The organism is Microcystis sp. LE19-131.1A, assembly GCF_027532015.1.
Classification (GTDB): domain Bacteria; phylum Cyanobacteriota; class Cyanobacteriia; order Cyanobacteriales; family Microcystaceae; genus Microcystis; species Microcystis ichthyoblabe_A.
The window spans coordinates 40563-53877 of sequence record NZ_JAPZSS010000135.1; the positions used below are offsets into that span (position 1 = coordinate 40563).

A 13315-nucleotide genomic window follows, 5' to 3' on the forward strand; every position below is an offset into this window, starting at 1 on the left:
GTTCCTAATCTCAGGATTCTGGATTAGTTTCTAATTCTACACTATTTGGCCGAAAAATAGGCTGTAAAATTGTCTGGTGCAGACTTTTTCTGGTGTCAGCGTCAAGGAATTTCTTTTGTAAGGGTTGCCATTCTTGCCATTTTTGGTGACGGATATTTCGGAAAATTTCTAGTAAGGTGGGCATTTCCTTGGCGAGACAATTGGGGAAAATTTGGCTAAGAAAAGCCGAGAGAACACAACAATCCTGCATTTCTCCGAGAATACCTTGAAGGTTTTTAATATCCTCTAGATACTCTCGATACTTATCGCTATAAAACTGAGTGAATAACTCCATATTATAGCGAGAACGCTTGGCTTCTTTACGGAGATCATGCAGTAATAATCCTTCTTTTTCCAATAAGTCATCAATTTCTTGACTAGAAAACTCTCTTACTTTTTGATCTTCCTCTAAATTTACCCCAATTAACCAGCCTTCATGGAGTAAAAAGCGACTCGCTTGCGGTAATAATAAGTCTGGTAAAACCGTGGCAATATCTAATTTTCCTATCGGTTGATAGGTGGGATTATCCAACCAACTGGCAAAATCTGCCTTAAAATTGAGAAATTTGTCGGACTTTAACAGCTTTTCTACCTTAGCAAATGCCTTTTTTCTTTGTTGTTCGAGAACTTGTAAAACTTTCTTCAGTAAATCCTGTTCTTTCGGGGGCAAAATTGGCTGATAATGACCGATAAAAGCCTCTTTTAACACATCTAAATCCCGCAATTCTCCTAAAATTCTGCCCAGATTACCCACCCGTTTTTGATCGGCAGATTTCGGCATGGTTAAAGCGGGTGCAAAACCGGTTAAGGTACTGCGAAGACGACGCATTCCCACACGAATTTGATGTAATTCTTCCGTATCCTGATCGAGTAAAACCCCAGCTTCGTGTCTAAGAACTTTATGAAAATGTTTATCAATACCGATATAGGCCCAATCGGCAACAGTTTTAGCCCGAGGATTAAATTTGTTAGTCATTGGTCTTTAGGGAGGAAATAATGTCAAGATGGTGATAGAATCTTTAAATCAAGACTGGAACTAATAGATCCCATTTATTCTATACAATAGGATGAACCAGCCGCTTTAAGGGAAGTTTATGGATAGTTTTTGGCTAGATTATGGGGGGGAAATCGCTTTTCGCACAGGAGAGCATCTTTTCTTGACGGGAATAGCCATGGCTATGGGTAGCTTAATCGGGATTCCTCTAGGTATTTTAATTAGTCGTCAAGCTATTCTCGCCCCACCGATTATAGCGATCGTTAACACCCTACAGACTATCCCCAGTTTAGCCCTATTTGGTTTTTTAATTTCCGTGCCTTTTTTGGGAGGAATCGGCAAAATTCCCGCTATTGTTGCCCTAACTCTCTATACTTTACTGCCAATTGTTTTAAATACCTATCTGGGCATCAAAAAAGTTGATCCCGAATTAAAATTAGCGGGGTTATCCCTAGGCATGACCGACGGTCAAATCCTGCGCTATATCGAATTACCCCTGGCCAGGGCGACGATTTTGGCAGGAGTGAGAATTGCGACGGTGATTGCTATCGGTGTGGCTACGATCGCAGCTGCCATTGGTGGCGGTGGTTTGGGAGTGTTTATTTTTCGCGGTATTGCCACGGTCAACAATCAGTTAATTTTGGCGGGGGCAATTCCTGCCGCTTTTTTAGCCCTTGTTGCCGATTGGAGTCTCGGTCGGCTAGAAAAGACCTTTTCCCCTTCGCAACGTCCGAAAAAGCCCTCTAAATGGCAATGGGGCTTAGGTTTAATTGGGTTGGCCTTGCTATCTTTCCTCTTGACTCAAATTTTCCATTCATCCCCCGGCACAGTGGTGATCGGTTCCAAAAATTTTACCGAACAGGTGATTTTAGGGGAAATTTTGGCACAGGAAATCGAAAAAGAGACGAATTTACGGGTTGAACGTCAATTTAATCTCGGTGGTACTCTGATCTGTCATGAAGCGGTGAAAGCGGGTAAAATCGACGGTTATGTGGAGTATTCTGGCACGGCTTTCACGGGAATTTTGCAAGAAAAACCCCTTAACGATGCCCGATTAGTCTTTGAAAAGCTGCAAAAGATTTATCCAGAAAAATTTAATCTAGAAGTGTTTCCCAGTCTAGGATTTGAGAATACTTTCGCCATTGTTATCCGGGGAGAAACCGCCAGTCAATACAATCTTAAAACTCTCTCGCAGGTGGCTAAATATACCCCCAATTGGCAAGCGGGTTTTGGTTATGAATTTTTGGAAAGGGAAGACGGTTACAAGGGATTAGCGAAGACCTACGGCCTAACTTTTGCCCGACCCCCGAAAGTGATGGATTTAGGGTTAATGTACCGCGCTTTAGCCGAAAAACAGGTGGATTTAGTGGCGGGAAATTCCACCGATGGCTTAATTCCCGTGCTAGATTTAGTCATCCTAGAAGATGATCAACGCTATTTTCCTCCCTACGAAGCGGTACCGATTTTTAACCGGGATAGTTTGCAAAAATATCCGCAATTGCGACAGGTTTTAGCCAAACTCACTGGCAAAATTACCTCCAGCACTATGCAGAAATTAAACTATCAGGTGGATGGACGCAATCGCAGGGTGGAGGAAGTGGTCAAAGAATTTCTAGTCTCCCTCTCTTAACCATTTAGTCACTCCCCCGGGTTGGTCGATTAAAGTAATGCCTTGGGCTTTTAATTCTGCACGAATGCGATCGCTTTCGGCGTAATTTTTCGCTTTTTTCGCCTCTGTCCGTTGTTGGATGAGATTTTCGATTTCCGCTGCACTAATTCCCTCAGAAACAGAGGTTTCTCCCTGGTCGGCGGCCATTTCTAAGCCCAAAACCCTAGACAATTTCACCAAAGTATGCCATTTTACCGCTAATTGGGCCAGATTGCTGTCTGTCTTACCCGCATGGGTTAAATTATTACCTTCCTTGCGTAATTCCTTAGCGATTTCAAATAACACTGCTAAACCACCGGCAAAGTTAAAATCGTGATTTACCGCCTCTTGAAAGCGATTTTCTAGCTCTTGGTCGGTAATTCTGGGATTATCGGGCGGAAGATGCTTATAACCAAAGGATAAACCCTCTTGTAAAGTATGCCAGCCATTAGTGGCCGCCTGCAATCCCTCATCGGAAAAATCAATCGGTTTGCGGTATTGGGCGCCTAAAATTAATAATCTCACGGCTAAGGGGTCATATTTTGCCAATAACTCGCGAATAGTGATGAAATTACCGAGGGATTTCGACATTTTTTCCCCGGCCACCTTAACCATGCCATTATGTAACCAATAGTGGGCCAGAGGTTTACCCGTAGCCGCTTCACTTTGGGCAATTTCGTTTTCGTGGTGGGGAAAAATCAGATCACTTCCCCCCACATGAATATCGATAGTTTCTCCCAATTGTTCTTTGACCATGGCCGAACATTCAATATGCCACCCCGGACGACCTTGGCCCCAGGGAGAATCCCAACTAGGTTCCCCCGATTTTGCCCCCTTCCAGAGGGCAAAATCAAAGGGGTCTTGTTTTTTAATTGCTTCCGGGTCGTCGGTTTCTACCCGGCCGCTGGCCCCGGCTTGCAAATCATCGAGTTTTCGCCCTGATAGTTTGCCATAATCAGAAAAACGACGGACGGAGTAGTAAACATCGCCATCGCTGGGGTAAGCATAGCCTTTTTGTTCTAATTCATAGACTAGGCGCTTGATACCGTCGAGGGTATGAGTGGCCCGGGGATAAGCGTCCGCCGGTCTGACTCCTAATTTTGCCATATCCTCAAAGTAGGCCTGGATAAATTTCTCGGCTACGGCTGCCATGGTGGTATGTTCATTTTTAGCCCGATTGAGAATTTTATCGTCAATATCGGTGAAATTCTGAATATAGCGCACTTTATAACCGAGATACTCCAAATAACGCCGCACCACATCCCAAACCACACAGGTACGCGCATGACCCAAATGGCAATAATCATAGACGGTAATGCCGCAGCAATACATGGAGACAATGCCGGGGATGAGGGGGGTAAAGGGTTCTTCGCGACGACTGAGGGTGTTGTAGAGGATTAAGGTCATGGAGGGGGAATTTTTTTTCTGGGGAAAAAGGCTAGTCCAATTTTATAGCAGTTATCAGTGATCAGTTATCAGTTACCGCTAACCACTTTCCCCGTTCCCTGAATTTCGTTACTATACTTTGTGTTTTTTGTCAAGAGGTTTTTAGGGTTTTAGTAAAGATATGACGGTAAGATTCGAGGAGATAGGACTGTTTTGATGACAACTATTATTGATAGAATCGATAGAATAACGAGAGGAAAGCTTGATTGTTTGCCTTAACCGACAATTTTTATTGTTAATCAACTTTGACCAGACCATCATCATGAATGAACCACCTAATAGCGCTGGCGATGAAATCCAATTACCCCGGGGAGAAAGAGTTGACCAGCTAAGACATCTGATCGAAACCCTACGCATTGCCGATGAAGTGGCCAATCGCGGTTATTTGATTACCAGCGCCGAAGTGGCCGATTTAATGGATATTAATCCAGGGGCCGTTACCAGTCGCGGCGACCATTGGCCGTGGCGAAATTGGGTAATCTCCCGGGTCAGACGCGAGGGAAACCAAATTCTTTGGCAATTGGAAAAAGTCGATTAGGGTTAATTGCAACCATCAGTTAATTTCTCTCTTAACTTTTGTAATTATTTCGTCATTTTCCCCCAGCAGATGACGCGCAAAACGTCGAGCTAGGGGCGGAGCCGATACAAGTGTACTGGTAAAACCAGAAAATACCTGCAATCCCACTTTATCGGCGATCGCTCCCACTAGAGGCCGTCCCGAGGGGGCAAAGGCCACTAGGCAATGATGACAGCTGCCGGGGAGAGCGGCTAAAGAGGGCAGCAATGTCCCCACGGCGGTGCGGATTGCTTTTTCCCCCGCCACAGGGTTTAAAATCGCGCCTGGATCGGTGATAATGGCGCTAATTTGCCCTAGATAAAGGCTTTGATCCCGGAATTGTACCGCTCCCGTTTCTAAAACACTGGCAATTATTTCTGGGGTTTCTCTCTGCCAAATGCCCTGCTTTTCTAGTTGGGTGATTTTTTGCTCTAATAGCAATCTGGCAGGAATTGCGGGCATAACTAGGGTGTTTAATTTGATCTCAGTGGGGGGAATTTTGATCACCTGGGCATGGGTAAAATAGACGGGAGCAGTAATACCGGATTTTTGCAGTAAAGACCGGGTTAATCCCCCCGCACAGACGATAGTTTCCCCAGCAGAATAATTATTTTTAGGAGTTTTTGCGCCGGTAATTCTCGATGCAGTTTCAATTAATTCGATGACAGCTTCCCGAATAATCGTGCCTCCCAGACGCAGAAAAGCTTGTTGATAGGCAAGATTAGTTTTTTCGGCGTTAATGTGACCGTGGGGCAGTCGTAAAACTCCGGAGATAGCAGCGGGATTTAATAGGGGTTCTAAAGCGATCGCTGCCTGCGGATCGAGAATTTCGGGGGTAATAGTAAAGATAGCAAATTTTTCGGCCACAGTGGCTGGGTCATCTTCAGGGTTAACGGTGAGAATTAGCTCTAGGTCCCGGTATTCGTTATCTATGCCCAATTCCTGGGATAAATTGCGCTGAATTTCTCGACCTTCTTGATATAATTTTCTCTGGATTTCTGTGGTGGCCGACCAATAGGCTAAACCCCCGTAACTGTAGAAAGTGGCGTTGAGGGGATGGGTTTCTTTTTCTAATAAGAGGACTCGACTGCCTAGATTGGCTAGTTCATAGCTTAAGGCAGAACCGGTGATACCACCACCGATAATTATATAATCATAAGTTGTGGTCATAATTGGGCTAATTTTTCCTCGATTAACCTATTCTATCATTATACTTGCTCGGTTCCCTGGTTCTGATTTAAGCAATAATTGCTATAATTACAGAAAATGTTAAAGGCGGGATCGGATAACTATGCAACAGTTAGAAACTAGGGGGATAACTGACCGATGGATTAAAGGTAGTTGGGAAGAATACTTAGCAGCAATTAACAACTTCCCAGAAAATCAAGGAAAAAGTTATTATTACAATGGCTATTATCGATTAGAAATGACTCCTATTGGATTTGAACACGCTAGAGATCATCACGTTGTCTTTTTGGGGGTGAGTCTCTACGCTATCCTCAAAGAAATTCCTTTTCAAGGACTCCCCACTTGTTCTTATCGTAAAAGAGGAATTAGAGAAGTGCAGCCAGATATATCTTACTATCTAGGAGAAAAAGCGAATCTGATACCAAATGGGACTTCGATTATTGATTTAAATCAGTATCCCCCACCAGATTTAGTCATTGAAATCTCAAAATCTACCTTCAATGATGACTTAGGTAATAAACGCTTACTCTACGAAGAATTAGGAGTTAGTGAATACTGGAGTGTTAAGGTAGATGATCCCCAAATATTCGCCTTTGAAATAATCGATCGAGGTAGTAAAAGAATTGATATATCAAAGGTTTTACCTAATTTAAAACTTGCGGTTTTAGAGTCAGCTTTACAACAGGCACGCACCAGAGATCAAAGTCAGGTGGGACGTTGGTTAATCAGTCAATTTCAAGGTTAACTCCATAAAATCGAGGCTAATATTATGCAACAGCTAGAAACTACTATCTCGACAGATTTATGGATTAAAGCTAGTTGGGAAGAATACTTAGAAGCAATTAAAAACTTCCCAGAAAATCAAGGAAAAAGTTATTATTACAATGGCTATTATCGATTAGAAATGACTCCTATTGGTAACGATCATGCCAGCGATCATGCTATTTTGATCTTCGCTGTTAGTCTCTATGCCACCCTAAAAAATCTGACCTTTAATGCCAAAGATAATTGCAGTTTTCGCAGGTCTGGTTATCGAGAAGTTCAACCGGATATATCTTATTATTTTGCCGAGAAAGCTAATCTGATTCCCTACGGTACTTTGATTATTGATTTGAATCAGTATTCCCCACCAGATTTAGTCATTGAAATCTCAAAATCTACCCTTAATGATGACTTAGGTAATAAACGCTTACTCTATGAAGAATTAGGGGTTAGTGAATACTGGAGTGTTAAGGTAGATGATACCCAAATATTCGCCTTTGAAATAATCGATCAAGGTAGTAAAAGAATTGATATATCAAAGGTTTTACCTAATTTAAAACTTGCGGTTTTAGAGTCAGCTTTACAACAGGCACGCACCAGAGATCAAAGTCAGGTAGGACGTTGGTTAATCAGTCAATTTCAAGGTTAAATCCTGCTGTTTTTTGGCAGCCGCTTTCTCCAATAAAGACTCGGCAAAAGCGATGGCAGCCGCTGCCGAATTTCCTCCCGTTAATTGTGCCAATTCTTCCCTTCTCGTCTGACGATTATCGAGAGAAGTAACCCGGACAACCGTGCGAATTTCCGAGAGATTAGTGGAATCATCTTCGGCAATCATTTGTTTATAAACGCGAAAATGGTGATCAGCTAAAGCAGCCACTAAGGGTTGATGAGTGACGCACAAAACTTGATATTGTTGACCTAATTGATCTAATTTATCGGCAATTGCTTGGGCAACTTTTCCCGATACTCCCGCATCGATTTCGTCAAAAATTAGGGTGGCTGCTGCCGATTGGGATTGGGAAAAACAGGACTTTAACGCTAGGAGAAAACGACTCATTTCTCCTCCGGAAGCGGTACTGGATAAAGGTTGGATTTTTTCCCCTGGATTGGGACTAAAATAAAATACCACTTGATCGACTCCCAGACTGCTAGGATTACCCGGGTCAATCCGACAGACAAAAATCACCTTTTCCATGGCTAAAGGTTTTAATTCCTGTACCAATTGTTTTTCTAGTTGACTAGCGGTTTCTTGTCGCAAAAAGGTCAACTGGGTGCTAGTTTCTTGATAGATTTTTTCCTGTTGCTGACAAATTTTTTCTAATTCCTCAATCGATTGTCCTTCTCCCGTCAACTCCGCTAATTCCTGCTGTAATTTCTGATAATAATCGATCGCTTCGGCTAAACTTGGGCCATATTTGCGACAAATGCGCTTAAGTTGGACAATTCTCTCTTCTATCTCGTTCAATCTCTCCGGATCTGCCTCTAGACTATCCCCATAAACGTTGATTTCCTGTCCCGCTTCCACCACCTGATTTAATGCCGATCGCACCATCTCTAAAATTGGCTCTAAACTGCTATCATAAACCATCATATTTGTCAAGATATTTTCAGCTTTTCCTAACAAATCAGCGACGGCGGGTTGATCGCGATCATTTTGGTAGAGTAGTTGATAGACTTGATAGCTGGAATTTTGTAAATCGACACCGTGGGAGAGTCGGTTTCTTTCCTGTTCTAACTGTTCCAACTCGTTAGCGTCAGTTAAATTAGCTGATTCTAGTTCTTTTAGTTGATATTCTAATAAATCTAATCTCTGTAGGCGATTTTGTTCCGATTGCAATCTATTATTGAAAATATTCTTGCTTTCTTGCCAGTTAGCGTAGGCTGTGGCTACCTTTTCCCGCTGCTGCAGCAGGGATTCACCCCCGTAGAGATCTAATAATTCCCTCTGTCGATTAGCGTCCATTAACTGAACTGTTTGACCTTGAGCGGTGATTTCTACCAAAAAATCTCTTATTTGCGCCATTTGTTGGCGATTAGCGACGACTCCGTTAATCCGAGAGCGAGAACGCAAGGAATTATTAGTAATCACTAATTCCCGGCTGATGGTCAGACTATTATCCTCTAATGGGTCAATTTCCTGACTTTCTAGCCAAGCAATTAATTCTGGAGTCAGAGAAAAAGTCGCTTCTAGGGTTGATTGTTGGCTTCCCTGACGGATGACGCGATGATTGACTTTACCACCGAGAACAATATCGATCGCATCTAATATAATCGATTTTCCTGCCCCCGTCTCACCGGTCAGTACATTTAATCCGCTGCCGAAAGTTAATTCTAAGCGATCGATGAGGGTAAAATTTTCAATTTGTAGGCAGGATAACATATATCAGTAATCAGTAATCAGTTGCTAAGTAGGTAGGCGTTAAAAATTATCAGATGCCCCCTTATTAAGGGGGGATACCCCCTTAATCCCCCCTTATCAAGGGGGGCAGGGGGGATCGAACCTAAAATCCATTTTTAATTTAATTATAACCAGCTACTTATTCTCATTATCCTTCAGCATTCCCTAATTTTCCCCGAAACGGTAGCCCTTCCCATAGACAGTATTAATTAGAGGTGTTTCTCCAGGCGCTTCGATTTTACGACGCAGTAAGCGCATCAGGGCAGGAACCACATTACTATTAGGTTGCTCTCCTTCTGACCAGAGATGCTGATAAATTTGTTCATGGGTGAGAAGTTGCCCTGGATGGGTCATAAATAAAGTTAACAATTGTATTTCTTTTGCTGATAAACTGATCGTGCGACCGTGACGATAGGCCACTTGATTTTCGCTATCGAGTTCTAAATCAGCACATTTTAATTTACTGCTATTACTAGCTTCAAAATTGGGAGAACGACGCAATAAAGCGCGGACTCTCGCTAATAATTCTCGCAGTTGAAAGGGTTTGACTAAATAATCATCAGCACCGGCATCTAATCCCGCCACTCGATCGTCTATGGTATCCTTAGCGGTTAGAAATAAAACGGGAGTGGTGTCCCCTTGATTGCGTAAATATTGACAGATTTGTAATCCGGATTGCTGGGGTAACATCCAATCGAGAATTAAGAGGTCATAATTATTCTCTTGTGCCAATTCTAACCCCGTCCGACCATTATCAGCAATATCAACTTCATAGCCTTCTTGAGCAAGAATTTGTTCTAAGGGTTCGGTTAATTCTTTTTCATCGTCAACGATAAGTATTCGCATAGAAGGAAGATTATCAGTTATCAGTTATCAGTGATCAGTTATCAGTGATCAGTTATCAGATGTGAGTTATCAGTTCACTGTTTACTGATTACTGTTTACTGATCACTGAAAAACCATTTCTCCTAATTATCTATCTTTGGGTAATAAATTGCGCCATTCGAGAGGGATATAACTTTCAATAAATCTAGCTAGGGTGGGGTAATGACGCTGATACAAAACTCCCATATAGATAATACCAAGTCCCAGGGCGGTTAGGGCAAAGGGAAAGAAAATTGAATCGGCAAAGAGACGATAGGAGAGATAGGAAAGATAGGCAAATACTCCAATACCTCCGAAAACCACAAATAATCTTCTTTTTAGCAGGACGGATAATAACATCAATCCCAAGTTAATTAGACAGTACAAAAATCGTTGTGCTTCATTATCATCGATGAGGAGAGATAGACTAAACCAAAACATAATCAATCCGAATAGGTATAGCCAAAAAGCAAAATCTCCACGACTGCGACGCTGACGTACATCAATTAAATAGGCAGTTATTAAACAGGCAATTCCCAACCAAAAGGATACCCACAGTCGCATTCTCCATGTATATTCGTCCTCGCCAAATAGTAAAGGGGTTAAGTCCATTGACATATACCACAGACTAAAAGCGATCGGTGCAGTTAAAAAAGGAAATTTAACAAATCGCAAAGTTATTAATCCTGCGATAATCGTGCCTAATTCCATTAAAAACCAACTGCCTTTAGTCCAGGTATAGAAATCTGGATAAATGGCCATATTTCCGGCTTGCCAGTATCCTGTCCAGCGTTGTAAACCGTAGATTGCTAAGGGAGTCATTGCCACTGCCATGGTAAATAAAAGGCCGCCTGGTATTTTGAGATTTTGCTGAAAATAGAGATTTTTCCCCGCAAAAATAAAACAAATTGCATAAAACAGGGCGATAAAAAATAGTCCTGCACCGCCGAAACTCTCCCAAGCTTTGTTCATCAACCACCCCAGGGCGGAGATAACAATTAATGCCCCAAAATAATAGGCCACATTAGCAAAATTAAAGCGAGGGCGATTAACTTCATCTTCTTGGGGATAACGGGATAAAAAAGCCGTCCATAAATTTTCAGCTTGGCTGGCAGTAATTAGGTTTTGTTGTACCGCCCAATCAAAATCTTCTCTTTCTAGTCTCATAATATTCTCTAGTCCTTAAGCTAAGATGTATTTTAACCGCCTATCCTAAGGATAAGGGAATAGGGCATAGGCGCAGATGTTAAATCCTGTAGTAAAACTTAATATTTACCGATTGCAACATCCGAAATCTGCAAAATAGAGTATAATTCAATCTAGATTAACTATTATCGAAGACATCATGATAACTAAATCAGAACTCTATGAACAAGATTTTCAATTATGGCTGATAACAACAATAGGTCAGTTAGAACAAGGAGATTTTCAGGCATTAGATGTATCTCATTTGGTTGAGGAGTTAAAAGAATTGGGTAAATCAGATAAAAATGCCTTGGAAGGAAATTTAATGATTTTGCTGGCTCATTTACTGAAATTAAAAGTACAATCCTCCGCCCCTGAAAGCATGAAATCTAGCTGGTATAGCTCCATTGTCGAACACAGGGAACGAGTTATCGCCTTACTAGAAAACACCCCTTCTTTGAAATCTCATCTAGCAATCGCCATCGATAAAACCTATCCTAAAGGTCGCAAAATTGCCATCAAGGAAAGTAAATTGGCTGACTTTGGAATTGCGATTCCTCCAGAGGAAGCATATCCCTTAGACTGCCCTTTTTCCTTAGAACAGATTCTTGACGAAGATTTCTATGGCTGATAATTCATATTTAATCCATTGGCTAAGACGCTTTCAAAATGCTTCTAAAAAGTCTTCAAATCTCAAAAACTGGGAAGCTATACAAGTCACATCTGTCTCCCGATACTAAGCGATTCGACTGACTTTAAATAGAGCTTACAAGCTTTTTTGCCCAACCCTAGTTAGGGTTTGCTGAATAAATCTAAAAACCTTGTTGGATAAGGTTTTTAGACTTTTCCCCCCCAAAAAGTGCCGACCATTGGAGTGATCGGGGAAAAATTCAGTTACTTTTTCTCTGAAAATTAGGTAATTGACCACCTGAAAATGGGTAAAACCCCACACCCCACACCCTACCCCCACGAAAAACTTTTTCAGCAAACCCTAGTTAATCAGTCTTTAAAAATAAGTAAAAATTATAAATTTAAGGTAAATAATTAAAATATTTAAATATTTGGGGCGATTAGTTAAATGTAACAAGTAAGTTACAAGATTTTGATTTTCCCAGAATTTGCCAAAATTTGGTTGTAAATCGGGGTTGCCTACATTTAATAATATGGTATGATCGTAGTATGCTGTGGGCTTAGTTTAAGAATTAAACTTTAAATCAACGGAAAACCAAGACAATCAGGGGACTATATCGATTCTCTTGCCCAAAAAAAGCCGCCAGTGATGAAATTTTTTTATGTTGCAATTTTTGAAGTTTTGTAAAGGCTATTGACTTAAAGCCAAAATTGTGCAACTCTCCCCGCTCCAAACTCCGGCACTCGCAGACAGTCAACAGCTAATCAAGTTGGTAACTAGGAGGAGAGGTCAACTCCTAGTCCCCTGTTTTTTGGAATATCAATTCCGCTTAAGGTACTTCAGTCCAGCGCCTAAGCCTCCTAGTACCAGCAAACTCAGCACAGTTGAGGGTTCGGGAATCGGGGCAGAAAAGTTAGAAATCGTCACACTACCGGGTCCAACAGAGTTGTCGCGAGTGAAAATACGGAAACCAAAGCTGTCGCCAGCTAGGACGTTAAACGTCGATGTCCCGTTTTGGACAACACCTCCCCCATCGTCAGTTACTTGGATGAAGCTGCCGTTGAGCAGATATCCGAAGGGATCCCAGAAAGCACTAACATCAGCAGTCGAATAGTTCCAATCAAACGTCACCGTCCCAGCCGCAGCCGCAGTGGTGGTGTAGTCTGTGGTTCCAAAATCACCAGAACCATTGTCCCCCCCAGTCAGGCTAATGGACGCGGGAGCGCCGCCGGTATTGACGAACCCGTCGGCATTACTATTGGTAAATGTCCAATTAATGGGATCGTAAGCGTCTTGGAAACCGAACACTGTTGCGGCACTAGCACCAGAAGCAGCGGCTAGGGTGAGGCCAACAGTAGTGACAGTCATTGCGGTCTATGACCGCAATGACTCGAATAATTTTGGCGATTTGGTGGCCATGGCCCTAAAAATAAATTAATGTACCCCTTAAGGTTAAGGTTGATCAAAATATTTTTCCAGAGGATTTTTTATGGAAATATTCAATCCTATCTATATAGATAAGTAAATGGTTGGTTCTCTTATTCTTTGTGTGATCAGTGTAACTTATATAGTAGCGATCGATCTTTGTGTCCTCTGTGTCTGGA

Annotated in this window: 12 protein-coding genes; 6 read left to right on the top strand and 6 right to left on the bottom strand. The window is 42.0% G+C overall.

Features of this window, described 5'->3' with window-relative positions; all coding sequences use genetic code 11:
* Positions 1–10: 10 nt before the first annotated feature.
* On the bottom strand, positions 11–1015 hold the full coding sequence (locus tag O9323_RS11295; protein ID WP_004158534.1) for a CHAD domain-containing protein: 1005 nt from the start codon (positions 1013–1015) through the stop codon (positions 11–13).
* 118 nt (positions 1016–1133) lie between these two features.
* Here O9323_RS11295 and O9323_RS11300 point away from each other — a divergent pair, with 118 nt between their 5' ends.
* Positions 1134–2663 carry a glycine betaine ABC transporter substrate-binding protein gene (locus O9323_RS11300; protein ID WP_004158533.1) on the top strand — a complete coding sequence of 510 codons (1530 nt, stop codon included), beginning with the start codon at positions 1134–1136 and terminating at the stop codon, positions 2661–2663.
* Here O9323_RS11300 and cysS read toward each other — a convergent pair.
* Positions 2646–4088 carry a cysteine--tRNA ligase gene (gene cysS, locus O9323_RS11305; protein WP_004158528.1) on the bottom strand — a complete coding sequence of 481 codons (1443 nt, stop codon included), beginning with the start codon at positions 4086–4088 and terminating at the stop codon, positions 2646–2648. The genes O9323_RS11300 and cysS overlap by 18 nt on opposite strands.
* Positions 4089–4389: 301 nt before the next feature.
* Between cysS and O9323_RS11310 the strand changes: the two genes are divergently transcribed.
* Positions 4390–4665, top strand: coding sequence for a hypothetical protein (locus O9323_RS11310; protein ID WP_002732855.1), 276 nt, complete (start codon positions 4390–4392; stop codon positions 4663–4665).
* A gap of 15 nt (positions 4666–4680) precedes the next feature.
* On the opposite strand, the gene O9323_RS11315 is transcribed toward O9323_RS11310, so the two are convergent.
* Positions 4681–5853: an NAD(P)/FAD-dependent oxidoreductase gene (locus O9323_RS11315; protein ID WP_004158526.1), complete on the bottom strand. Its 1173-nt coding sequence runs from the start codon at positions 5851–5853 to the stop codon at positions 4681–4683.
* 121 nt (positions 5854–5974) lie between these two features.
* Between O9323_RS11315 and O9323_RS11320 the strand changes: the two genes are divergently transcribed.
* Together O9323_RS11320 and O9323_RS11325 are read left to right on the top strand one after the other, a co-directional pair.
* Entirely contained in the window at positions 5975–6616 is a 642-nt protein-coding gene (locus tag O9323_RS11320; RefSeq protein ID WP_004158525.1) for a Uma2 family endonuclease, read from the top strand.
* A gap of 24 nt (positions 6617–6640) precedes the next feature.
* On the top strand, positions 6641–7282 hold the full coding sequence (locus tag O9323_RS11325) for a Uma2 family endonuclease (protein ID WP_004158524.1): 642 nt from the start codon (positions 6641–6643) through the stop codon (positions 7280–7282).
* Here O9323_RS11325 and recN read toward each other — a convergent pair.
* The 3 genes from recN to O9323_RS11340 all read right to left on the bottom strand — a co-directional run bounded on the left by recN (position 7259) and on the right by O9323_RS11340 (position 11062).
* Positions 7259–9013: a DNA repair protein RecN gene (recN, locus tag O9323_RS11330; RefSeq protein ID WP_002776840.1), complete on the bottom strand. Its 1755-nt coding sequence runs from the start codon at positions 9011–9013 to the stop codon at positions 7259–7261. The two genes, O9323_RS11325 and recN, sit on opposite strands and share 24 nt — an antisense overlap.
* 183 nt (positions 9014–9196) lie before the next feature.
* Positions 9197–9877 carry a two-component system response regulator RppA gene (gene rppA, locus O9323_RS11335; RefSeq protein ID WP_002776839.1) on the bottom strand — a complete coding sequence of 227 codons (681 nt, stop codon included), beginning with the start codon at positions 9875–9877 and terminating at the stop codon, positions 9197–9199.
* 126 nt (positions 9878–10003) lie between these two features.
* Entirely contained in the window at positions 10004–11062 is a 1059-nt protein-coding gene (locus tag O9323_RS11340) for a DUF2157 domain-containing protein (RefSeq protein WP_002776838.1), read from the bottom strand.
* Positions 11063–11240: 178 nt separating this feature from the next.
* On the opposite strand from O9323_RS11340, the gene O9323_RS11345 reads away from it, so the two are divergent.
* Positions 11241–11711, top strand: coding sequence for a DUF29 domain-containing protein (locus tag O9323_RS11345; RefSeq protein WP_004158521.1), 471 nt, complete (start codon positions 11241–11243; stop codon positions 11709–11711).
* Between the two features lie 1014 nt (positions 11712–12725).
* A complete protein-coding gene (locus tag O9323_RS11350) occupies positions 12726–13052 on the top strand; it encodes a hypothetical protein (RefSeq protein ID WP_187602851.1) in 327 nt (108 codons plus the stop codon).
* Positions 13053–13315: the final 263 nt, after the last annotated feature.

Coding starts and splice junctions, on each gene's coding strand:
- O9323_RS11295 (WP_004158534.1), bottom strand. CDS start 1,015: ATGACTAACAAATTTAATCCTCGGGCTAAAACTGTTGCCGATTGGGCC.
- rppA (WP_002776839.1), bottom strand. CDS start 9,877: ATGCGAATACTTATCGTTGACGATGAAAAAGAATTAACCGAACCCTTA.
- O9323_RS11300 (WP_004158533.1), top strand. CDS start 1,134: ATGGATAGTTTTTGGCTAGATTATGGGGGGGAAATCGCTTTTCGCACA.
- O9323_RS11315 (WP_004158526.1), bottom strand. CDS start 5,853: ATGACCACAACTTATGATTATATAATTATCGGTGGTGGTATCACCGGT.
- O9323_RS11340 (WP_002776838.1), bottom strand. CDS start 11,062: ATGAGACTAGAAAGAGAAGATTTTGATTGGGCGGTACAACAAAACCTA.
- cysS (WP_004158528.1), bottom strand. CDS start 4,088: ATGACCTTAATCCTCTACAACACCCTCAGTCGTCGCGAAGAACCCTTT.
- O9323_RS11310 (WP_002732855.1), top strand. CDS start 4,390: ATGAATGAACCACCTAATAGCGCTGGCGATGAAATCCAATTACCCCGG.
- O9323_RS11325 (WP_004158524.1), top strand. CDS start 6,641: ATGCAACAGCTAGAAACTACTATCTCGACAGATTTATGGATTAAAGCT.
- O9323_RS11320 (WP_004158525.1), top strand. CDS start 5,975: ATGCAACAGTTAGAAACTAGGGGGATAACTGACCGATGGATTAAAGGT.
- O9323_RS11345 (WP_004158521.1), top strand. CDS start 11,241: ATGATAACTAAATCAGAACTCTATGAACAAGATTTTCAATTATGGCTG.
- recN (WP_002776840.1), bottom strand. CDS start 9,013: ATGTTATCCTGCCTACAAATTGAAAATTTTACCCTCATCGATCGCTTA.